This is a genomic window from Arthrobacter sp. fls2-241-R2A-172 (assembly GCF_030208885.1).
Classification (GTDB): domain Bacteria; phylum Actinomycetota; class Actinomycetes; order Actinomycetales; family Micrococcaceae; genus Arthrobacter.
The window spans coordinates 413,651-435,730 of sequence record NZ_JARVTB010000001.1 but is presented as its reverse complement, the minus strand read 5'-3'; the positions used below and the strand labels follow the sequence as shown (position 1 = coordinate 435,730).

Annotated in this window: 20 protein-coding genes and 1 pseudogene; 12 read left to right on the top strand and 9 right to left on the bottom strand. The window is 63.0% G+C overall.

The window, feature by feature from the left end; all coding sequences use genetic code 11:
- Window positions 1–5: 5 nt before the first annotated feature.
- Window positions 6–503 (bottom strand): Lrp/AsnC family transcriptional regulator, encoded by a 498-nt coding sequence (locus tag QRM57_RS02120; RefSeq protein WP_284985385.1) that lies wholly within the window; start codon window positions 501–503, stop codon window positions 6–8.
- Between the two features lie 101 nt (window positions 504–604).
- On the opposite strand from QRM57_RS02120, the pseudogene QRM57_RS02115 reads away from it, so the two are divergent.
- A pseudogene (locus QRM57_RS02115) lies at window positions 605–1,867 on the top strand (amino acid permease); the annotation flags it as partial.
- A 98-nt stretch (window positions 1,868–1,965) separates the two neighbouring features.
- On the opposite strand, the gene QRM57_RS02110 reads toward QRM57_RS02115, so the two are convergent.
- On the bottom strand, window positions 1,966–2,523 hold the full coding sequence (locus QRM57_RS02110; protein ID WP_284985384.1) for an O-acetyl-ADP-ribose deacetylase: 558 nt from the start codon (window positions 2,521–2,523) through the stop codon (window positions 1,966–1,968).
- A gap of 53 nt (window positions 2,524–2,576) precedes the next feature.
- On the opposite strand from QRM57_RS02110, the gene QRM57_RS02105 reads away from it, so the two are divergent.
- Window positions 2,577–3,224: a DedA family protein gene (locus tag QRM57_RS02105; RefSeq protein WP_284985382.1), complete on the top strand. Its 648-nt coding sequence runs from the start codon at window positions 2,577–2,579 to the stop codon at window positions 3,222–3,224.
- A 10-nt stretch (window positions 3,225–3,234) separates the two neighbouring features.
- On the opposite strand, the gene QRM57_RS02100 is transcribed toward QRM57_RS02105, so the two are convergent.
- From QRM57_RS02100 to QRM57_RS02090, 3 genes are all read right to left on the bottom strand, one after another.
- Complete coding sequence (locus QRM57_RS02100; RefSeq protein ID WP_211714153.1) at window positions 3,235–3,540, bottom strand: hypothetical protein; 306 nt, start codon at window positions 3,538–3,540, stop codon at window positions 3,235–3,237.
- A 106-nt stretch (window positions 3,541–3,646) separates the two neighbouring features.
- Window positions 3,647–6,445 carry a phosphoenolpyruvate carboxylase gene (gene ppc / locus QRM57_RS02095; protein WP_284985380.1) on the bottom strand — a complete coding sequence of 933 codons (2,799 nt, stop codon included), beginning with the start codon at window positions 6,443–6,445 and terminating at the stop codon, window positions 3,647–3,649.
- Window positions 6,446–6,615: 170 nt separating this feature from the next.
- The gene (locus QRM57_RS02090; protein WP_284985379.1) at window positions 6,616–8,190 is read right to left on the bottom strand and encodes a sigma-70 family RNA polymerase sigma factor; all 1,575 of its coding nucleotides are present in this window, start codon (window positions 8,188–8,190) and stop codon (window positions 6,616–6,618) included.
- 150 nt (window positions 8,191–8,340) lie between these two features.
- On the opposite strand from QRM57_RS02090, the gene QRM57_RS02085 reads away from it, so the two are divergent.
- The 4 genes from QRM57_RS02085 to QRM57_RS02070 are packed head-to-tail and all read left to right on the top strand — an operon-like array spanning window position 8,341 to window position 11,594.
- Window positions 8,341–9,147: a hypothetical protein gene (locus QRM57_RS02085; protein ID WP_284985378.1), complete on the top strand. Its 807-nt coding sequence runs from the start codon at window positions 8,341–8,343 to the stop codon at window positions 9,145–9,147.
- A 59-nt stretch (window positions 9,148–9,206) separates the two neighbouring features.
- A complete protein-coding gene (locus QRM57_RS02080; RefSeq protein ID WP_284985377.1) occupies window positions 9,207–10,556 on the top strand; it encodes an Ig-like domain-containing protein in 1,350 nt (449 codons plus the stop codon).
- On the top strand, window positions 10,557–10,724 hold the full coding sequence (locus tag QRM57_RS02075) for a hypothetical protein (RefSeq protein ID WP_284985376.1): 168 nt from the start codon (window positions 10,557–10,559) through the stop codon (window positions 10,722–10,724).
- Window positions 10,725–10,766: 42 nt separating this feature from the next.
- Window positions 10,767–11,594 (top strand): DUF1684 domain-containing protein, encoded by an 828-nt coding sequence (locus QRM57_RS02070; RefSeq protein ID WP_284985375.1) that lies wholly within the window; start codon window positions 10,767–10,769, stop codon window positions 11,592–11,594.
- A gap of 30 nt (window positions 11,595–11,624) precedes the next feature.
- Here QRM57_RS02070 and QRM57_RS02065 read toward each other — a convergent pair whose 3' ends face one another.
- On the bottom strand, window positions 11,625–12,890 hold the full coding sequence (locus QRM57_RS02065) for an acyl-CoA dehydrogenase family protein (RefSeq protein ID WP_284985374.1): 1,266 nt from the start codon (window positions 12,888–12,890) through the stop codon (window positions 11,625–11,627).
- Window positions 12,890–13,681: an SDR family NAD(P)-dependent oxidoreductase gene (locus QRM57_RS02060; RefSeq protein ID WP_284985373.1), complete on the bottom strand. Its 792-nt coding sequence runs from the start codon at window positions 13,679–13,681 to the stop codon at window positions 12,890–12,892. Before QRM57_RS02060 ends, QRM57_RS02065 begins: the two co-directional genes overlap by 1 nt.
- Window positions 13,682–13,774: 93 nt before the next feature.
- Here QRM57_RS02060 and QRM57_RS02055 point away from each other — a divergent pair, with 93 nt between their 5' ends.
- The 4 genes from QRM57_RS02055 to QRM57_RS02040 all read left to right on the top strand — a co-directional run bounded on the left by QRM57_RS02055 (window position 13,775) and on the right by QRM57_RS02040 (window position 18,922).
- Complete coding sequence (locus QRM57_RS02055) at window positions 13,775–14,950, top strand: glycoside hydrolase family 76 protein (protein ID WP_284985372.1); 1,176 nt, start codon at window positions 13,775–13,777, stop codon at window positions 14,948–14,950.
- A 153-nt stretch (window positions 14,951–15,103) separates the two neighbouring features.
- Window positions 15,104–16,153 (top strand): iron ABC transporter substrate-binding protein, encoded by a 1,050-nt coding sequence (locus QRM57_RS02050; protein WP_235519915.1) that lies wholly within the window; start codon window positions 15,104–15,106, stop codon window positions 16,151–16,153.
- 4 nt (window positions 16,154–16,157) lie between these two features.
- Window positions 16,158–17,759 (top strand): ABC transporter permease, encoded by a 1,602-nt coding sequence (locus tag QRM57_RS02045; protein WP_284985371.1) that lies wholly within the window; start codon window positions 16,158–16,160, stop codon window positions 17,757–17,759.
- On the top strand, window positions 17,756–18,922 hold the full coding sequence (locus QRM57_RS02040; protein ID WP_284985370.1) for an ABC transporter ATP-binding protein: 1,167 nt from the start codon (window positions 17,756–17,758) through the stop codon (window positions 18,920–18,922). Before QRM57_RS02045 ends, QRM57_RS02040 begins: the two co-directional genes overlap by 4 nt.
- 13 nt (window positions 18,923–18,935) lie before the next feature.
- On the opposite strand, the gene QRM57_RS02035 is transcribed toward QRM57_RS02040, so the two are convergent.
- Window positions 18,936–19,529: a YdeI/OmpD-associated family protein gene (locus QRM57_RS02035; protein WP_284985369.1), complete on the bottom strand. Its 594-nt coding sequence runs from the start codon at window positions 19,527–19,529 to the stop codon at window positions 18,936–18,938.
- Window positions 19,530–19,579: 50 nt separating this feature from the next.
- Here QRM57_RS02035 and QRM57_RS02030 point away from each other — a divergent pair, with 50 nt between their 5' ends.
- The gene (locus QRM57_RS02030; protein WP_284985368.1) at window positions 19,580–20,284 is read left to right on the top strand and encodes a hypothetical protein; all 705 of its coding nucleotides are present in this window, start codon (window positions 19,580–19,582) and stop codon (window positions 20,282–20,284) included.
- A 24-nt stretch (window positions 20,285–20,308) separates the two neighbouring features.
- On the opposite strand, the gene QRM57_RS02025 is transcribed toward QRM57_RS02030, so the two are convergent.
- On the bottom strand, window positions 20,309–21,271 hold the full coding sequence (locus QRM57_RS02025; protein ID WP_284985367.1) for a hypothetical protein: 963 nt from the start codon (window positions 21,269–21,271) through the stop codon (window positions 20,309–20,311).
- Window positions 21,272–21,512: 241 nt separating this feature from the next.
- Here QRM57_RS02025 and QRM57_RS02020 point away from each other — a divergent pair, with 241 nt between their 5' ends.
- The gene (locus QRM57_RS02020; protein WP_024819523.1) at window positions 21,513–22,052 is read left to right on the top strand and encodes an NUDIX hydrolase family protein; all 540 of its coding nucleotides are present in this window, start codon (window positions 21,513–21,515) and stop codon (window positions 22,050–22,052) included.
- Window positions 22,053–22,080 lie beyond the last annotated feature (28 nt).

The following is a 22,080-nucleotide window of genomic DNA, read 5'->3' as shown; positions in this document are numbered from 1 at the left end:
ACGGGTCACTGCTCCCCCGGCGTCAGATGGTCGAACACCAGGTTGGTTTGCGTGTTGGCGATGGCCGGATCCGATGCGAGGTGGACAGCAATGAAGTCCCGCAGCTCCGTCGGCGTCCCGCAGGCCACATGCACCAAAAAATCCTGGTCGCCGGCCAGAAGGAACACACTCTGGACATTCGGCAGCGACTTGAGCCGCTGCGCGATGGCCAGCATCTTGTTGCGGGCCTGCGGGTTCACCCTGATGGAGATCAGCGCATAGACCAGCAAGCCCAACGCCTCAAGATCCACGGATGCATGGAAACCCCGGATGACTCCGGCATCCTTGAGCGCCCGGACCCTGCCAAGACACGTTGAGGGCGCAATCCCCGCCTTGGACGCGAGCACGTTGTTGGGAATCCTGGCGTCGGCCATGAGTTCCCGAAGGATCAGACGGTCTGTGTCGTCCAGCCGAACGGGATTCGGAACGGCGCCCGCCGTTCGGTTCACGGTTGAATCCGACACGAAATAGCCCCTGTTCTTTTTGTGATTCTTCAGAATCCTTGGCAGGACATTGGACTGGATTCTATCTTGAATCGATTTGCAGAATCGACAAGGAGGTCGTGATGGGCAGTTTCGACAAGATCCAAGAACGTGAAGGCGGGCTCAAAAAGCAGCTCACCTCACGGCAAATGACCATGATCGCCTTGGGCGGCGCAATCGGCACCGGGTTGTTCCTGGGAAGCAAATTCGCCATAGGTTTGGCAGGTCCCAGCGTGATCATCAGCTACGCCATCGGCGGGCTGATCGCCCTGCTCCTGATGGGCAGCCTCTCCGAGATGACGGTGGCACACCCCACGTCCGGTTCGTTCGGTGCCTTCGCCGAGCATTACGTCAGTCCACTGGCCGGGTTCCTGGTCAAGTACATGTACTGGTCCTGCATCGTGCTGGCTGTGGGGACCGAGGTCACTGCGGTGGGTGAATACATGAAGCTCTGGTTCCCGGACGTCCCGTCCCTGCTGTGGGTGGTCTTCTTCTCGGCCGTACTCATCGGCGTGAACACCATGAACGTGAAGGTGTTCGGCGCCTTGGAATACTGGTTCTCCAGCATCAAGGTCTTTGCAATCATCGCCTTCATTGTGCTCGGCGCATACATTGTCTTCGGAGCCCGAACCGACGGCACCGGCTTCCAGAACTACTCGGCCGACGGCGGATTCTTCCCCAACGGTTTGTCCGGTACCTGGTTCGCTGTGATCGTCTCCATCTTCAGCTACCTCAGCATCGAAATGATCGCCATCGCCGCCGGGGAAGCCAAGGATCCCGCCACAGCAGTGAAGAAGGCATTCCGCACCACTATCGTCCGGCTCCTCCTGTTCTACATCGTCACCCTGGCACTGATCCTGGCCATCGCGCCGGTCAGCCAGATCCTGTCGGGCGGCAGCCCCTTCGTGACCGTGATGCAGAACCTTGGCGTCCCTTTCGCTGACAGCTTGCTCACGTTTGTGGTGATCATCGCTGCACTCTCAGCCATGAACAGCCAGCTCTACATCTCCACCCGGATGATCTTCAGCCTCTCCCGCAGCGGCGACGCACCCGCCATCTTCGGCAGGCTGCGCGGTAACGGTGCCCCAGTGAATGCCCTGATCCTCTCAACCACTGGTATTGCGATCGCCACCGTGGTCTACGCGATGTTCCCCGAGACTGCCTTCACGTTCATGATGGCGATCTCCATGTTCGGCGCAATGTTCACCTGGTTCATGATCTTCGTGACCCACTGGTTCTTCCGCAGGAGCATGAAACGCACGGGCACAACACTCTCCTACAAGACACGCTTCTACCCGGCGGGAACCATCCTGGGGGCGATCCTCATGTTCGCCATAGCCGTCAGCACCTTGGGAACTGAAGCATTCAACATGACCCTGGTCTTTGGCCTGCCGTCCCTGGCCCTCGTGACGGTTCTGTACTTCATGGTGCAGCGACGCAAACGTCAGGCCACGGAATCCGGCGAGGCTTCAAATGCCGCCCGGAAGACCGCCGTCGTCTCTTCGGAGAACAGCACGAACTCCACCAACTCCAGCGGGCTGCCTGACGCGGCACCCGCTGACAGCGACGACCAGAAGGACCTGACGGCGTCGAACGCAACCTCGGCGACCTGACGGGCATCCCAACCATAAATTCCGGCGCTGATCGCAGGGAAGGCAACCGACCGGGCACCCAGTCCCGTCGCCACCTTCAGGCTTTCGCTAAAGCACGATGCGAGCAGCGCCGGATCCGTCTGCCCGGCATGCCGGTTAGGCCCCACAGTGTGGACCACCCAACGGGCCGGAAGGCGGAAACCCGCAGTTGCGACAGCCGCGCCCACTGGCAAACCATCGGGCAATTCCGAACGCCTAAGCCTCCGGCACGCCTCAAGAAGTTCCGGCCCGGCAGCCCTGTGGATGGCACCGTCCACTCCCCCTCCACCAAACAGGGACGAGTTGGCGGCGTTGACAATAACGTCCACGGGACGCGTCGTGATGTCGCCATGCAGGATGTCGATTCGCATGGCGCCAGTTTCGCCCAGAGCGGCAGCGGCAGCAAGTGCGGTACCTTGTGGCCATGGACATCACCGCCCCTGAGACGTGGGGATCCGCGATCTACCTGTGGATCGTTCCGATCGTGGTGGGCGACGCCATTTTTCCACCGATCCCGTCCGAAATGGTGGTCATCACCGGCGGGGCGCTCGCGGCCGACGGCCACACCAACGTTTGGCTGATCCTGCTTCTGGCCGCCTTCGCGTCGTGGCTGGGCGACATGGCGGTGTATTTGCTGTTCAAGCGGCGCATCAGCCACGTTCTCGACCGTTGGTCATGGGGCCGCCACGTCCACCGCGGAATTCACGCAGCGATCGCCAAAGCGGGCCGCTCGTCCACATACGGGGCAATCATCGGCGGGCGATTCGTCCCGGGCGGTCGGCTCGCGACTTCCGCCGCATCGGGCATCGCCAACGTTTCCGTCCGCGGGTTCAGCCTCTGTGCCGCCTTGGGCGCCATGCTCTGGGCCGTCTGGCAGGTGGGCCTGGGCTACTTCACCGGTTCCACCACCAAGCTGCCGTTCTGGGCCAGCTCGTTGATCGGGGTCGGTGTTGGGTTGGTCATCGGAGTGGTGGTGGGGCTGATCGTCACGCGTCGCCGCGGCAACCGCTCCCCCGTCGAGGAACCATTCGACGGCGATCCGTTCGACGGTGAGACGCCCCAACCCGAGTAGCGCTTGCCTGTTAGATGGGCGACCAGCGCCCGCGGCTGCGACGCAATACGTACAGGCTTCCGGTCAGGGCAACGCGTTCGACGGCGTCACGCATCATGGCAGCCGACGTCCGGGCTTCGTCGTTCTCGCCTGCGTAATCGCGGTCGCCAACGGTAAAGCGGAGGCTGAGTTGGGGCACTCCGCCCACAATGTCCAGCTGGTTGGATTCCACGTGGTGGCGGGTTTCCAGGGCCTCGACTGCCGCAGCCATGACGGACTCGGGCGCGTTTCCCGGTTTGAGGCCTGTAATCTTCAGCTTGGTCTGGAACGAAGGCATCCCATAACCCTAACGCTCTCCCACATCCCACCCCCTTGAACGAATCCCTCCGGCAGCGGGTGCAGGAGGGATCCGTTGAATCGGTAGGGATGTGGATGAGGGTCTGCTAGCCGGTGTTGCGGAGTCCGGCAGCCACACCATTGACGGTAATGAGCATGGCCCGCTGGAGCCGCTCGTCAATCTCGGCGCCGGACACGGACTCTTCACGCACACGGCGCAGGAGTTCCACCTGGAGGTAGCTGATGGGATCCAGGTACTGATCACGGATTTCCAGTGACCGCTTCAGCGTAGGCTGGGCATCCAGCAGCTCGGTCTCACCTGTGAGCCTTTCAATTTCAGCCACCGTGAGCTCGTACTCATCACGGATCATGTGGAACAACCGGTGCAATTCGGCGGGGACCAGCGATGAAACATAGTGGCCTGCGATCTCCATGTCCGTCTTGGCCAGCGTCATTTCCACGTTGGAGATCACCGAGCGGAAGAAGTGCCAACGGTCCATCATCTCCACGAGCTGTTCCGTGTTTCCGGCCTCGCGGGCGGCCTTCAGGCCTGATCCGACCCCGAACCAACCGGGAACGATCTGGCGCGACTGGGTCCATCCGAAAACCCACGGGATGGCACGAAGTCCACCAAGGCCGGCACCGGAATCCGGACGCTTGGAGGGACGCGATCCGATGTTCAACGATCCCAGCTGCTCCACCGGGGTGGAGGCCAGGAAATACGCCGGCAGTTGGGGGTCGTCGATCAACGTGCGGTACCGGGCGAAAGCGGCGTCGGAAATGGTCTCCATGACGTTCCCGTAACGCTCGCGTTCGTCCTCCGACGTGCGCGGAGTCCGGTGCAGGGCCGAACCCTGCATCACAGCGGCCAGCGACAACTCAAGGTTTTCCCGGGCAAGTTCGGGCAGGGAGTACTTGTCCGAAATGACTTCGCCCTGCTCCGTGAACTTGATTTCGCCTTCGAGCACGCCATTCGGCTGGGCCATGATGGCGTCGTACGTCGGTCCACCACCGCGGCCAACAGAACCGCCACGGCCGTGGAAAAGACGCACCCGGACGCCGTGCTTCGCCGCAATATCCCGCAGTTTGCGTTGGGTCTTGTGGATTTCCCATTGGCTGGTCATCACGCCGGATTCCTTGTTGGAATCGGAGTAGCCCAGCATGATCTCCTGGATGTCGCCACGGAGTCGGACGAGTTCACGGTAGGAGGGATCGGAGAGGAGCTGATCCACGATCTCGGCAGATGCCCGGAGCTCCTCAACGGTCTCCAGGAGGGGAGCGAAACCGATCTTGGCATGGGGTTTGCTGCCAAAAAGATCGATCAACCCGGCTTCGCGGGCAAGGACCGCCGCCGCCAACACGTCATCGGCGCCACGGGTCATGGAGATGATGTACGTCTCCACCACATCAGGACCATAGGTGTGGAGGGCCTGTCGGATGCTCCGGAAGACATCGTAGGTTCCATCGGCGGTACCTTCGAGCTTGATGGGGTGGCCGGACAACGGACGGCGCGAAGCAAGTTCGGCGCCAAGGAAGGCGAAACGCTCCTCCCGGGTCAACTCTCCGTAAGGCTTCGCGGCACCCAGCCTGTCCACAAGCTGCCCGACAGCATCATGGTGGTAGTCGGCGTGTTCGCGGATATCCAAGGTGGCAAGGTGCAGGCCGAACGCGGCAAGAGCCCGCCGAACGCGGGCCAAGGCACCATCAGCCACCAAGGCTGCTGAATGGTTGCGCAGCGAATTCTCCAGCAGGCCGAACTCTGCCAGCAGTTCAGGCGTCGTCGCGTAGTCGCGGCCGGGCTCGTGGTACGTCGAAGCAGCAATACGACGTCCGGTGTTGATGAGTTTGGCCTTGATACAGGTGAGCTTGAGCCTGTATGGCTCCTGCGCGTTCAATTCCAGGATGCGCTTGTCAAGTCCCGGAAGATTCTTCAAGTCCACGTCGATGGAATCCAACAACTCCTGGTCCGCACCAAACAGGGCGGTGGAGTTCGAGAGGACCGAGATCAGTTCGTCGATCAATACGATGCCGATTCGAACGGCGTTCTGGTTCTGGAGCTGCAGGATTTCCCGGGTGACAGCGGCGGTCACATTGGGATTGCCGTCCCTGTCCCCACCGATCCAGGAACCAAAGCGGATGGGTGCCGACCCCGTCGGCAGTGTCACGCCGTGCTCGGCCAGGAGCTCCGAGAGATCCGTCAGCATTTCAGGCATGGCATCGGTCAGGATGCTGTTCAGGTAGTAGATAGCGTTCCGGGCCTCGTCCACCGGGGTGGGGCGGACCTGTCGAAGCTCGTCCGTTTGCCACATCTGGTCGATGATCTCTGCCAGTTGGCGGTCCTGGCGTCGGCGGGCAGAGGTCCCCTCCTGGGTCGGTTCCGCGAGGACATCCGAGAGCTTACGGACCTTGTCCAGCACGGAACGCCGCGACGCTTCAGTCGGGTGGGCCGTGAAGATGGGCCTTACGTCGAGTTCATTGATTACGTCCTGCAGGACCTGAGGGCCGGCCTGGCCGGCGATCTCGGAAACGGCCTTGGCGAGCCAGCCGTCCTTCTCCTGCCGGGTTCGGAGACCCCGGACACGATGGACCTGCTCGGCCGCGTTGCTGAGGTGGAAGTAGAACGCAAAGGCGCGGACAAGGTCGGTGGCCTGCTCAAGTGGCAGGGAGGCGAGCAGTTCACGGACCTGGACAACGACGTCGTGCGCGCTCCACGGACCGGTGGCATCAGCGCCGCCGCGGGCGGCTTCCTTGGATTCCTTGGTCAACAGGCGCACCTGCTCCACGAGCTGGAGCAGTTCGGGACCGTGTTGCCGGACCAAGGACTCGCCCAGCAGGGTGGAAACCCGGCGAACGTCGGCCCGCAGTTCAGCGGCGAGATCAGTGTCTAGATGGGCAGTGTGAACCATAGATACATACCTTCGGGATCTATTGAGGCCCGTACACTGCGCTGGATACTGTGAGCCGGATTACTGGTGTTTCCTAGGGATCTTACCCGCACCAAACTTCCCTGACGGAATGTGTCTCAGATTATGGTTTTACATGCGGCGACGTCCGGACGTCCCCTAAAGAAACGGCCTCAGTAGCTGTAGGAAAACTGGTTAGGGGCGATCCCGGTCCCACTGAGCGAGTACGTCAGGACATGGTCTGCCCATCCCCGCTTGGAGACGGCCTGAAGATCAAATTGGAGCCGATCGCGCCGTATTGACTGAGTGGAGCAAGTAACGACGCTCCTGCTCTCCAGGGCGCACGTCCACCCTTCCGGCGCACGGACCGTACCTGCCTCTATCCAGGCATTCTGCCCCACGGAAAAGACTGCCTTTCCGCTGCCCAAGGGGTCGGACCCGGAAGCCTCGAAGTCGACCTGCAACGCTGTGCTGTTGGGCCCACGGTCCCTGCTGCGGTCCGCGGACCCTTTGACCTTCACGGGCGGTGCGTCGGAAGGAACCGGCGCGGGTGAAGGCGCAGGCGTGACAACCGGTGGGGGTACCGGAACGACGGGCTCCGTGGGCTCTTGCGTAGGTTCCGGTGAGGCTGCCGGCTCGGGTGCAACGGGAGCCGACGCCGGCGGTGCTGCAACAACGGCCGGCGGGATGGCGGCTGCCGGGGAACTTGGAGCCGATGCCGCGGGGGTGGTCACGAGGGGTTGCGCTTCCGATGGAAGGCCCCTGGTTTCAACGGCCCGCTGCTCCATGTAGGCGTCCGGGGTCAGGTGGTCGACAATGCCCACCGCGCCCAGGACGAGTCCCACCCCGGCCGCTGCGATAACGGCCATCACAGCCGGCTGGGCAAGTGTAGGGACGGCGAGAGCCGCTTTTGCCGGCAGCATGCCACCCAAAACTCCCAGTCCGGCCCCCTTTCCGGCCCACATCGCCAGGGGAACTCCGGTCACCAAGGGCAGGAGAACGGCCCTCATGCTCCCTTGGACGTCCTTCAGTTCTGCCAAGGCAGCGGTGCATTTGGCGCAACCACGCAAGTGCTCCCGGACCTTCCTTTCGGCCGCGGTGGAAAGTCCACCCCGGACGTAACTGCCGAGTTTGGAGGCAAACTCTGCACACCTGCTGTCAGGCTCTTCGGCTATATGGAACTGGAGGTAGTGCCGCCTCAGTCCCTCACGCGCACGCAGGGCGAGCGCGGAAACAGCATTGGGAGACAGCCCGAGGATTGGCGCGACAGCTGCCGGTTTCATTCGTTCCACGTCCAAATACCAGAGCACAGCCTGCCAACGCTCCGGAAGGGCGCGGAAGGCTTTGGACACTGTGTGGGATTCGAAAGCACTGATGGCGGAGTCGGCGTCACCCATCGTCTGGTCCAGAACGGCGTCGTCTCCGCTGGGGAGGACCTTGCCGTTCTTCCGATTCCGCTGGTGGGACAGCCGCGTCACAGTGGAAAGGAGATATGCCCGAAAGAAGGTATCCGGTCCCTTCCCCGCCACCAAGCTCTGCAGGACCGATTGGAAGGCCTCCGCCACGACATCCTCGACATCGCTCGGGTTGTCCACGTTGCGCTTGGCAACGGTCGATGCGATGGAAATATGCCGCTCGTACAAAGCGTCAAACGCAGCCATGTCTCCACTGCGAACCAATTCGATCAGGTGACCGTCGCTATCGATCCCATCCTGCGAAATACTGTCCATGCTTGTCTTGGCGGCCACTTACTGCCCCCTGACAATGTCATAAATCGTGCCCATATTTAAGAAGTGCTGGCACCGTCCGACTCATGACGCAATTTGTCCAAAGTCTTTAGCTTAAGAGAATCGGCTATCGCTTCGTCATGAACGACCGTCCCGCCGCACTATCCGGTTATGACATCGTTTCGGACAAAATCATTCGCAGAATGCGCGTTTTCGCGCCACCTTTTGCTGCGTAGATGGCAGACGACCAGTTACCGGACAGGTTGGCGCTTCCACGCAGACTGGTTCCTGCCCGAAGTCCGAACAGTTGTCAGATGCCTCGCCACAAGCTCCATCGTCCCGGCACCGGCAGCCAAGTCGTTGGGTGCGGCGCGCGCCATGAACGGTGTCGGCATCAGCGAGACCATGACCGATTTCCGCGCCCTTTTTGAAGCTGCGGAACAATCCCTCGACGTCGACGCGCTTCAGTCATTGGCGGAAGGGTGGGCCGAGGTCGCGGAGCTGGCCCCGGCCCTCTCGTGCACGGATGTCTATACCGGCTTGGCCACTCAGGCGCACTTCCAGCGCCGTTTGCATGAGGTATCAACATTCGGAGACGAGAGCTCGCGGCAGAACGCCGTCGCAAGAATTTTGCTGCCCGGACCCAGCCAAAGCCGGACACATTGCTGGACCCTCCTGGCCAGGCTGGGTGAAGCCGTCAAAGGGCAGCTCCGTGGAACAGGGGCTGTGGCCATGTACCAGGACTGCGCCGTCCATGTGCTTTTTCCACTCAGCGAGGGCAACTTATCCAGGCTGGCTGAATGCAAAACGGCGATTGAAGCCCTGGAAGACGGCGCCCTGAGCCCAGCACGCATGAAGTTGTACCCGCTGTCCTCAGCGCTGGCAGCAACCGCCGCATCCACACTAATGACCCCTTACAAGCCGTCAGACAAACACGGCATGCCGGGCACCGGACCGAAGGCGTCACGAACCACCTGACACCAACACTCATTGTCTGACGGAACATTTTCACCACGGATTTAAGGACCATCCAGCACATGAATAACCAGCTCCATCTAAGAACCGTGTCGATGGTGGCCGCTTTGCTGGCCATCGCCACGACTGTCCTGGGACTGGGGTTGACGGCATTGCCAGCCAACGCCGCAAGCCTGCCGGACGCGCACATCAACCTCACAACCAAATCAGTTGTGTCCAGCCAATGGGACCAGGTGGACCTGAGCTGTGAGTGGTCCGTCCCGGACCACTCTCAGCCCGGCGATACCTTCAGTGTCCAACTGCCATCCCAGCTCCGTTGGTTTGGCAAGGCCTCTTTTGACCTGAATAACGCAAACGGGGACACCGTGGCCACGGCGGTCGCAAATGATGCCGGATTGGTGGTCTTCACACTCAGCGATTTTGTAAAGGCCCATCCCCTCAACGTGGGCGGAACCTGTTCGTTCAGCACGCAGTATGCCTTGGTACCCACGGGTGGCGAAACGAAAGAACTGACGTTCACTGTTGGATCCAGCGTCGTCCGGGTGCCGATAGCCGTTGAACCGTGCCAGAAAGACTGTGGTCCGCAAGCGCCTACAGCCGCAGGTAAATCCATGAGCTGGGTCGATCCAGCCCAAACTGAACTCAGGTCTGTTTTCACGATGCCTGCCATGGCTGCTGACAGCAATGATGTTGTTGTCACCGATACCCCCGTGGCCGGAATGGATATCGACTGCGCCCGGGTCACGCCCCGCATCGGTCAAGTGGTGGGAAGCAACGGCTCCATCGTGGAACCCTACGATGACGACCAGTACCCGGCAACCATCGACTGCACCCCCGGGAAAGTCACAGTTACGTGGAACGGACTTCCCAAGGGCGAGCACGTTGAGCTCTTCGTTGTGACCCGGGTGACTGATCCGTCCCTGGCTGTCTACGAGAACACGGGCACAGTGACCATTGCCGGCACGGAAAGCCCGGTGGTCGCACAGCTTCGGCGGACAGAGGCCAGCGGGACGGGCGACGGAACCGAGGTACCGACGCCTACTCCCACCGCGACAACGGCAACACCCACCCCCAGCGCAACGCCGACACCGAGCGCTACGCCGACGGCCACGCCGAGCGCAACCCCAAGCGCAACGGCAACACCGAGCGCCACGCCCACACCCACGGCGACCACAGCCACGCCAACCGCAACGCCCACGGTGACTTCGGAACCCGCTGTCACTACGTCCAGTCCAGTACTCGTAGTGCCAACGGAGCAGCCATCGAAGACCGCCGCGAGTGATGGTTCGGAGCAGCTGGCCAGCACGGGCGCCCAGGGATCAGCGTTCGTCTTCGTCGCCGCAGCCTTGCTGGCCGTGGGATCCTTGCTGGCCTTCGCCAGTGCCCGATGGAAGGGGCGGCGGACCAACTAATTGACGGTTCGCAATGCCCTTCGGGGCGAGACCACGTCGGTGGGCTGGCACACGGTGCGGCCCGCCTGCGTGGTCCTTTATTCGCGGCTCGCGCTGGCATGGGTTGGGGGCCAGCGCGAGCCGTTCCAGTGGCGGTCCATTCCGGGAATGCCGACGCTCAGCGCATAGTTGATGGAAGTGCAACCGATGCGAATCCAGCCGAGGAGAACAATGAGCTCGCCCACCACCGCCACCGATGCCCAACTTGCCCGTTGGGAGCGGTTTCGTTCGGGCCGAAATGCGGCGCTGGCAACAGACCATGGCTGGCTGACGCTGACGTCATTCCAATGGCTCCAGCCAGAGCCGTCCGAACTCGAACTGGTTCCAGGTCTTTGGTCCACGGACGGCACCACAGCATTCCTTACGGCGAGCGCGGCCGACGGCCTCACGTTCGTCGAAACCGGTGATCCTGTTGATGGCACTGTCAGCGCGGTATTGCAGGATGAAGAATCACTGATGTGGGTTCAATGGGGCGGGGTGGATGGCCGCCAGGTGGTGGTGGAACTTGCCATGCGTGCGGACAAGTACGCGATCCGAACACGGGACAACAGTTCGCCGGTGCTGACGGAGTTCAGGGGTGTTCCTACTTTCAGCTACAACCCGGATTGGGTTATTGAGGGCAGGTTCGAGGCCTACCCGGAGCCCGTGGATGTCCCCATCGGCACTGCCAACCCGTTGGTTGACGGTGTCCACCGCTCCGTGGGCGAGGTGGTCTTCCGGGTGCCGGGCGTCCCCCACGAGATCCGCCTTCATGCCGAGGAAGAGAAGCTTGGCGCCCTGAACGTGACCTTCCATGATGAGACCAACGGGGACTCCACGGATGAGTGGCGGAAGGTCTTCATTCCGCGTCCCCGCCCGGACGGGTCGGTTGTCATCGATTTCAACCGCACCATCAACTACCCCAGCGCCTTTTCGCCCTATGGCACTTGCCCCATGCCCGTCCGCGGTAATTCGATCGATGTCCGCGTGGAGGCAGGCGAAAAACTTCCCCAGGAATGAACACGCAGCAGCAATGACCAGGTGTGGCGCCTAGGCGATAGCGGACACCCCCGTCACAGCACGGCCCACGATGAGGGAGTTGATTTCGTACGATCCCTCGTAGGTGTAGATGGCTTCGGCATCCGCAAAGATCTTTGCCATCCGATAGTCAGTGACGATGCCGTTCCCGCCAAGGATGGACCGCCCCAAGGCTACCGTTTCGCGCATTCGGGCACTGCAGTAGGCCTTCGCGAGTGCTACCTGGGCCATGTCCGCGCCTCCGTGGCGAATTCCGTGCGCATCCGTGGAGATGCCCTCCTGCAGCTGGGCTATGCGGACCATCATTCCCATGCTGGCCACCGCGTTTCCGAGCATGTCCACCAGGTGCTGTTGGATCAGCTGGAACTTTGCCAGGGGCTTGCCGAACTGGAGGCGCTCGACGGCGTACTGCCGGGCGACGTCGAACGCCGCCAGTTGCTGGCCTACTGCCTGCCAGGCGACCATGATGCGGGAGCCACGGAGCAAGTGGTTGGTGTCCGCGAAACTGCTGATCCCGGCAAACCTGTCCGCCTCCGCCACGTGGACGTCCCGGAGCACGATGTCCGCGTTCTGGACTGTTCGCAGGGCGATCTTGTTTTCGATGCGACTGCGGGTGATACCCGGCAATGAGGCATCCACAATGAAGGCGAGCACAGAGCCGTCGGCTTCGTCTTTGGCCCACACCAGCATGTAATCGCAGAACGTCCCGTTCCCGATCCAGCGCTTGGCGCCGTTGATCACCCAGTAGGTGCCGCCGTCGGACTCTGGACGCTGGACTTTCCGCGCAGTTGTCTGCATGCCGCCGGCGACGTCGGAGCCGTGGTCTGGTTCGGTGAGGGCGAAGGCGCCTGTGGTCCGGAGGTTGGACGCATCGTCAAGGTAGCGGTCTTGTTGTGCGTCGCTGCCGAAGTCGTACAGCGATTCGACGAACAGATCGTGGTGGACCATGAAGAAGGTCGCGATGGACGTGTCCACCCGTGTCATCTCGGCGATCACCAGGCCCGCGAAGAGGTGCGTGTAGCCGCGCTGCGCGGGTGCGCTCAGGCGTAGTGCAGCGAGTTTGGGCAGGATCTGTTCCGGGAATTCGGCTCTTTCCCACCATTGCCCGGCGTAGGGCGCTATTTCGGACTCGAGGAAGGCCCGCAGTTCGTTGAGTTTCCGCTGTTCCTGGACGCTCAACAGCGATTCGAAGTCGAAAAAGTCGGCGGTGGGCAGGTCGGCTACGGACGCAGGAAGGCTGCCCGCGGAGGTCGCAGGGGCAGCACTGTAGTCGCCCATCACTTGAGTCCCATGCGGATGGCGCCGTCCAACCGGATGGTTTCGCCGTTGAGCATCGCATTCTCCACGATGTGGGCGGCCAGGTTGGCGTATTCTGCTGCGCGGCCCAGGCGGGCCGGGTGCGGAACCTGCTGTCCCAGGGAGTCCTGCGCCGACTGGGGCAGTCCGGCCATCATGGGTGTTTCAAAAATGCCGGGCGCGATGGTCGCTACCCTGATCAGGGAGCGGGCGAACTCGCGGGCCAGTGGCAAGGTCATGGCTGCTACGGCGCCTTTGGAGGCTGCGTAGGCCGGCTGTCCGATCTGGCCTTCGAAGGCGGCAACGGAGGCGGTGTTGATGATGACCCCGCGTTCCGGTCCTCCGAGTTCGGTGGAAACTGGCTCGGTTTCCACCATGGCTGCGGCTGCCAGCCGGATCACGTTGAAGGTGCCGATCAGGTTGATCTGGATGACTTTGTTGAAGGTCTCCAGGGGCAGCACGCCATCGCGGCCGAGGACTTTCCCGGGCGTGGCTATGCCCGCGCAATTGACGACGATGCGCAGTGGTCCCAGGGACATCGCAGCATCGACGGCGGCTTGAACCTGGGATTCGTTGGTGACGTCAGCGGGAGCGAAGCCGGCCCTGGCCCCTGTTCCACCGGCATTGAGTTGCGCCGCATAGTCCTCGCCGGCCGACTGTGGCAGGTCCACCAGCACTACCGACGCTCCGGCGTCGAACAAGCGCTTCGCAGTGGCGGCCCCCAGCCCTGATGCGCCGCCGGTGACCAGCGCGACCGTGCCCTTGATGTCCATCCATCCTCCTTGATGCAGAACCTGAATCCGTTAATGCATGTTAACTGGAATTGTGATCCAGCGCACCTTGGGCCGTCCCGCTAGGCTGGTGGCATGCCAACGCACCACACCCCGGACAGCCCTGCCGCTTCCACCGCGGATGCAACGGAATGGGCTGCTCGCGCAGACCAGGCGGCACGATCGGTCACTCACGGTTTCGGCCGTCGGCTGCTCTTCCTGCCCGGCACCCACATCGCTGCGGTGAGCCTCCCCATCACTGGCCTCAAGAGCCGCCTGGGACCATGGCATTACTGGTGGCAGGCACACTATGTCGACTGCCTGGTGGATGCCGGTCGCCGCGAGTTGGCCACCAAGGTGAAGTTCGACGGCGCGTCACGCCCGAGCGCCGGAAGGTTGGCTTCGCGGCTGGTCACCACCATCCGCTTGAGGAACCTGCTGCGTTTCGAGAACCACTACTACGACGACATGGCGTGGCTGGCACTTGCCACCCTCCGACTCGACAAGCTCGCGGAAGAGTCAGCAAATTCGGGGCGGCGCCGCAACGCCGTAGTCCGCAAGCGGCTCACCCCGCAGTTCGATTCCGCATCAACCGACGACTTTGGGGGCGGCACCTTCTGGAGCACCAAACGGGACTTCAAGAACACCCCTGCCACGGCGCCGGTTGCCCTTTACTACTCCCGGACCGGCCACCGCAGCAAAGCGCAATCCCTGGTGGACTGGCTTGACGGCAAACTGCTCCATCCCGAACGCGGCATCTTCCTGGATGGCCTGCGGCCTGCGAACGGCGGGATTCAGATCGATGACGCCGTGTACACCTACAACCAGGGCCCGGTGCTGGGCGCTTTGCTGGAGCTCGGCGGCGAGCACAATCTCGGCAGGGCCACCGCACTGGTGGCCGCCGTCGCCCGCGAACTGACCCTGCCAGGCACCAGCGTGGTCCGCGGCGACGGAACCGGCGACGGCGGTTTGTTCACCGGCATCCTGCTGCGTTATCTCGCCTTGGCTGCCCGCGATGAACGGCTGCCGGAACCTACCAGGATGGCCGCGGCCTCCCTGGTCCGGGATACGGCAGAGGCGTTCTGGACAGGCCGGACCGAGGGGCGGGAACACCCTCCATCCCCGCTCTTCTCCTTCGATCCCCTGCGGCCGGCAGGTGAGACATATCCCCCAGGTACCGCCGTCGAGCTTTCCACGCAGCTGCAGGCGTGGAAGGCTTTTGAGGCCGCCGCCACGCTTCCCCAACAATTACGGCACGCAATACTTCCGTAATTGTGGTGACCCCTGTCACATTTACTGCTCTGGATGGTGTTAAGAAGGGTTGGCTAACCTACCCTTTTTAGAGCAGGAACCCCAACCGTCCTGCCAGCACGGGCCAAACCCAACTCCATTGACTCCGTGACGTGTTCCCAGAAAGAAGCCCTCATGAACTTTCCCAAGAAAGCCCTGGCGGGAATCGCGCTCCTCGCATCGGCCGCACTTGGCCTCAGCGCCTGCGGCTCCAACGCCAGCACAGCTCCGAACTCCTCCGAACCAGCCGCTGCTGGCGACGGGATCACGGTCTACAACGCCCAGCACGAAAGCCTCACCAAGGAATGGATTGACGCTTTCACCAAGGAAACCGGCATCAAGGTCACCGTCCGCCAGGGCGACGACACCGAAATGTCCAACCAGATTGTCCAGGAAGGCGCAGCCTCACCGGCCGACGTGTTCCTCACCGAAAACTCCCCTGCAATGGCGCAGGTTGAGAACGCGGGCCTGTTCGCCGACGTAGACAAGGCCACCCTGGACCAGGTTCCCGCAGAATTCCGCCCCTCCACGGGCAAGTGGACAGGCATCGCCGCCCGTTCCACCGTGCTGGTGTACGACAAGAACAAGATCAGCGAAGACAAGCTGCCCAAGTCCATGCTGGACCTGGCCAAGCCTGAGTGGAAGGGCAAGTGGGCCGCATCGCCTTCCGGTGCCGACTTCCAGGCGATCGTCTCCGCACTGCTGGAACTCAAGGGCGAGGCCGCCACTGAGGAATGGCTCAAGGGCATGAAGGAGAACTTCAAGGCTTACAAGGGCAACAGCACCGCCATGAAGGCCGTCAACGCCGGCGAAGTGGATGCTGCGCTGATCTACCACTACTACTACTACGGTGACCAGGCCAAGACCGGCGAGAACTCCAAGAATGTCACGCCGTTCTACTTCAAGAACCAGGACCCGGGCGCGTTCGTTTCCGTGTCCGGCGGCGGCGTCCTCAAGTCCTCCAAGAAGGCCGCCGACGCACAGGCATTCCTGAAGTTCATCACCGGCAAGAAGGGCCAGGAAATCCTCAAGGATGGCACGTCCTTCGAATACGCCGTTGCTTCGCAGGTTGATTCCAACGCCAAGCTGGTTCCCATCAAGGAACTGCAGGCTCCGACCGTGGACCCGGCCAAGCTGAACTCCACCAAGGTCACCGACCTGATGACCAAGGCAGGACTCCTCTAGTTCTGTGACCACTGATCTATCGGCTCCCGACGTTCCACGTTCCCAGGGAAGCACGACGACGGCGGGCAGGGGCAAGCGCCCCCGCCCGCCTTTCGGCGTTTCAACAGTGTCCCTGTTGGCCGTGCTCATCGCCCTGTTTTCCCTGATTCCGCTGGGCTATGTGGTGTACATGACGGCCACCACCGGATGGGAGACGGCGGTCAGCCTCATCGTGCGTCCGAGGGTGGGTGAGCTGCTGCTGAACACTGTCCTGCTGACGGTGTTCACGGTGCCGCTGTGCTTGGTGCTTGGCGTGGGCGGGGCCTGGTTGGTGGAACGGACCCAGCTGCGCGGACACCGTTGGTGGGCGGTTGCATTGGCGGCACCCTTGGCCATTCCGGCGTTCGTGAACAGCTACTCCTGGGTGTCCGCTGTTCCGTCGATGGGGGGCCTCGGGTCGGGTGTCCTGATTGCCACGCTCTCCTATTTCCCGTTGGTCTACATCCCCGCAGCAGCCACATTGGGCCGCTTGGATCCGGCCATTGAACAATCCGCGGCCTCGTTGGGGCTGGGCTCGTGGGCAGTCTTTTTCCGGGTGGTGCTGCCGCAACTGCGTATCGCCATGACCGGCGGCGCTTTGCTGGTTTCCTTGCATTTGCTGGCTGAATACGGCGCCTTTGCCATGATCCGCTTCGACACCTTTACCACCGCCATCATGGTCCAGTTCCAGTCAACGTTCAACGGGACTGCGGGAAACATGCTGGCCAGTGTCCTCGTATTCCTTTGCCTGATCCTGTTGCTGGCCGAAGTCAGGAGCCGCGGCACCGCCCGTTACGCGCGCATCGGATCCGGTGCACAAGCCAAAGCCACCAGGCTGCCCCTTGGCGTTTCCCAGCTCCCTGCCCAGCTGGCACTCCTGGCCCTGACAGCCTTGGCGTTCGGACTGCCCCTGTGGTTCGTGCTGAAGTGGCTGTTTGCCGGCGGCACGCAGGTGTGGGCAGCTGAGGAGTTCATGCCGGCACTGGTCCAGACCCTCCTGTACGGGGCGGCAGGCGCTGTGGTCACCACTGTGGTGGCGTTCCCCATGGCATACCTCGCGGTGCGGCGACCCAGCTGGTTCAGCAAGATGTTGGAACTCTCCAACTACGTCACCAGTTCGCTCCCCGGCATCGTGGTGGGGCTGGCCTTCGTTACCGTCAGCATTCGGGTGGTCCCCGGTGTTTACCAGACGGCCGGTGTGCTGATCGCAGCCTATGTCCTGCTCTTCCTCCCGCGGGCGTTGGTCAACATCCGCTCTGGCCTGGCCCAGGCGCCCAAGGAACTCGACGAGGCCGCCCAATCGCTCGGCAAGGCCCCATTGACCTCCTTCTTCCGGGTCACGTTGCGGCTGACAGCTCCGGCCGCGGCAGGTGGTGCGGCGCTGGTATTCCTTGCCATCGTCAACGAACTTACCGCCACGCTGCTGCTCTCGCCGAACGGCACCCGGACGCTGGCCACGGAGTTCTGGAGCAAGAGCAGCGAGATCGACTACGCAGGCGCCGCCCCCTACGCCCTCCTGATGATCCTGCTCTCGGCCCCCATGACGTACTTGCTTTTCCAACAGTCCAAGAAAGTAGCCGGACAGTGACCGAACAATCCCCCTCCAGGCTTCCTGCACCCCGGGTAGCACCGTCCGTGGCCCCCACCACGAACGCCCACCTGGACATCGCCGAAGTGACCAAGAACTTTGGTTCCCAGGCTGTCCTGAAGGGCGTCAACTTGTCGGTGGCCAAGGGCGGCACCACCGCTATCGTGGGACCTTCAGGGTCGGGCAAGACCACCCTGCTGCGCCTGATAGCCGGTTTCGAACATCCCGATACCGGGACCATCAGCCTCAACGGCTCACCAGTGGCGGGCCAGGGCCTCTGGGTGCCGGCACACAAGCGGCAGGTGGGCTACGTGGCCCAGGACGGAGCTCTTTTTCCGCACCTGACGGTGGGGCAGAACGTGGCCTTCGGACTGGATGCGGGAAAGCTCGACGGCGGCCGCCGCGGAGTGCGCGCGCGTGTCCAGGAGTTGCTGGAGATGGTGTCCCTTGACGCGTCCATGGCCAAGCGGCGTCCGCATCAGCTGTCCGGCGGGCAGCAACAACGCGTCGCCCTTGCCCGTGCGTTGGCGCGGGAACCTGAGCTGATGCTGCTGGACGAGCCGTTCTCAGCCCTGGACGCCGGCCTGCGCGTCGCCACCCGAAGGGCCGTGGCCAAGGTGCTCAATGCTGCGGGAGTAACCACCATCCTGGTGACCCACGACCAAGCGGAGGCGTTGTCCTTCGCCGACCAGGTGGCCATCATGCGCGGCGGGAAACTGGCCCAGATCGGTAACCCGTTCGTCGTCTACACCCGCCCGGCTGACCGTGCCACCGCCGAGTTCCTGGGCGACGCCGTCATCCTGGATGCATGGATGGAAGGCTCGTTGGCGACCTGTTCGCTGGGCGGGATCCCCGTCCGGCGGCCACCGGCACAAGGCAAAGTCCAGCTCATGCTGCGCCCGGAGCAGATCCGGATCGCGTCCGACGGCCCGATCCGCGGCGTAGTGGTGGACACGGACTATTTCGGCCCGGAGACCACTGTCCGTATCAAGCTCGGCGAATACAGGGCACCGGACGGCAGCGCTTCGGGCAACAGCTACCGTTACCCCGGGGGTGGCGAAATCATTACCATCCGCCACTGGAACGCCTCCATCACCAAGCCAGGCACCGAACTGTGCCTGCGCGTGGTTGGCGAGGGTGTGGCTTTCCCCTTCGAATCCTGACCCGCTCCGGAACTTAAGAGGGCCGTTTCTTCTGCGGGTACGGCGCCTCGTGGCGGGCCAGCATCTCCACGAAGCCGGCGATCTTCCGCTCCCGTGTGTCCGCCCTTTTGACCAGGTTGGTGCGGTGGATGAGGGCGAACCGGTTCTGCGATGTCAGGACGTCGAACATGGCCTGCGCCTCCGGCACGGCTGCGATCGCCGCCGCCAAATCAGCGGGCACCACCGAATCGGCGGGGCCCGCGTACGCTGCCGCCCAACGGCCGTCCGCCTTTGCGGCCTCGACGGCGGAACGGCCGGCGTCGGTCATCTTGCCTTCCGATTCGAGCCGGGCAATGTGCCCCACGTTCCGCGCGGACCAGATGCTGCGGCGACCCCGGGGCGTCATGCGCTGGAAGTAGCTTTCGGCGTCGCGGCTCCTGGACTGGCCATCGATCCAGCCAAAGCACAAGGCTTCGTCCAGCGCCGCGTCGTAGTCCAGTTCGGTGACGTTGCCGCCCTTCTTATGCAGAATCAGCCACACGCCGGGGCTTTCCTCGGCGTGGTCGGTTAACCACGCACGCCACGCGTCGGCGTCTTTGACCAGTAGTTCTTCCAATTCAATGGGCATGGCCCCAGCATAGGCTTGGAGAAGGATCCCGAAACCCACCAGGAGACCCCATGTTGCGAGCCCGCCCCATCCACTACACCTCCCGCCCGAAAGACTGGACCACCATCCTGGAAGCGCTGGGTTTGGTAAAGACCGTCGACGACGGCGAGTGGCAGGAGTTCGACGCCGGTTCGGGTCGCCTGGCGCTGGGGCATGTGGAGCATGGCCACCCCTTGGATGGCTCCACGCTCTTCAGCGTCGAAGTGGGGGACGTGGACGAGTTCGTGCGCCGCACCGAGGAAGCCGGCACCCAGGCCGAGGTTCACGAAACCCCGGAAGCCACCACCGCCCGCATTAGCGCAGACGACGGTTTCGAGTTCTTCGCATTCCCCGCGACACGGGCGGCCGATGGCAGTTGGGCGACGTCCCCCGACGCCGACCCCGCCCTGGCCGTGGTGGCCACCTGGGTTAGCCCCTTGGTGGAAATGTCCGCCAACGTACTCCGCGGCATCGGGGCAAAGCCCCGCAGCGCGGATGACGAATCAGCCATCTTCACCACGAAGAACGGCGGCATCCTCCAGATCATCCACGGGGCGGACGGAACCAGCGGTGTGCTCGCGTTCGAGTACGACGCCGGGCTGGACCCTTTGCTTGCACAGCTCACCCAAGCGGGGGTTGAGGCCCGGATCAGCGAGGGCATCCTGTACGTCGCCAACCCCGATGCCGCTGGCGGGGCGGCACCGGCGTCGATAGTGGTGGAACGGGTGCCCGCCTGAAGGGAACGGGCACCCGCATGGGGCTTACTGTGCGTACCGGAGGCTGGTCAGCAGTGCCTTGAGCTTGCCGTACTGCCCTGACTGCATCCAGGCCTCCGCGGCCTCCTGCGTCATGTTCGGGTCGATATTCACCTGGGCGGTGGCAGCGCCGTTGCCCATGATCAGGAAGCTTGCAGCAGAGGTGCGGTCGGGACCTTCGGTCATCAGCATTTCCGGGACGATGCCCACGAAGAACCTGGTTTCCGCGGTGTCGAAGGGATAAACGTCCCGGAAGACCGCAAAGTAGGATGCCCCGTCCCGATCGTCAAAAGAGGTGAGCTTCTGCGAGTCCAGAATGGTGCGCTTGACGGGCCCGGCCACCACTCCCCCGACACCTCCGCTGGTTATGTCCACCACGTTGTGCCCGTTTTCATCGAAGATGTGGGCAATGGCGAAGTGGTCGTCGTAAGGGTAGTCGTCCCCGGGCGCAACAACCGGAACTTCGGCTTGCATTCCCCAACCGGACGGTACCTCGAAGGAGATGTGCCCGTCAGGGAAGGTGTAGGTCCCGATTTCCGGGTAGTTCGGAGATACGTGCGGCGTTGAGGGCTCAGGAGGGGTAATCGGGGTCACCACAGGTTCCGGGGCCGGAACCGTCACCGCGGGTGCGGGCTTAACGATTTCCGTGGGCGCCGGGGCGGGTGCCTCTGTCACAGGCTGGGCGACAACAGGAACCTCCACGGGCGCTGGAACCACCAACGGGGCAGGCTCGACGACTGGGATGGGAGCGACGGGGTCGGGGTCCGCCACCGGGGCATCGATCTCGGCCACCGGCGCAGCGAGCACCTGCTGCGGGGACGCGAGCACTTCCTGCGCGGACGCGGCAGGACGCTCCGTTGGCGCGCCGTCCGGTTCGGGCGACGACGGGGTGCAGGCAGTAAGCGTCAACGCCAAAGCCAGCGATACAAGGGTGGCGTACTTGGCGTGTCCGGTTCGTCGGTAGTTCATTTCTGGGTTCCTTCCCCCACGGAGTCATGAGCAGATTTGCTTGCTCGAACATGTTGTTTCCGGGTCTGGTCTGCCGGTTACACAGGGGACAAACAATTTTTCGAAAACGGCAATCCACAGCGAATCGGGCCAGCAAATGCAGGAGTCAATCCCCCGTCCCGAATACAGCCGAGAGCGTAACGGCCCCGTGCCCGGCAGGGCCTCCACGGAACTTGCACCGGTGATGGGGTAGAACTTAACCATGAGCGTACGTACACCCGACCCGTATCCAGGCTGGCTTTCAGATGAAGACCTCTTCGAAGCCCGCGGCCGCCTCCCCATGGTTTACGTGGAGGCCGTTCCGGTCAGGTTGGATCCGCTCGGGTATGTGAACGAAGTCGGCACGCTCCTCCAAGGCGACGCCGATGGCAACATGGTCCGGTACCTCGTTTCGGGCCGCGTCCTCTACCGCGAGACCATCCGGGCAGCCCTCCTGCGGCACATGGAAAAGGACCTCGGTCCCCTGGCATTCCCGCAACTCCCCATCAGCCCCGTCCCCTTCACCGTGGCTGAATACTTCCCCGCCCCCTCGCAAACGGGTTTCACGGACGACCGCCAGCACGCTGTATCCCTGGCCTACGTCATCCCGGTGACCGGCGAATGCGAACCGCGCCAGGACGCACTGGAGCTGACGTGGATGACGCCGCAAGAGGTGCTGAGCGAGAACGTCCAGCAGGAATTCGACGGCGGTCGAGGCAACCTCGTCCGGCAGGCGCTGGCTTTCTCGGGCATCGTCCTCTAGCGGGTCCCGGCCCCTGCGGCGGCCGGTC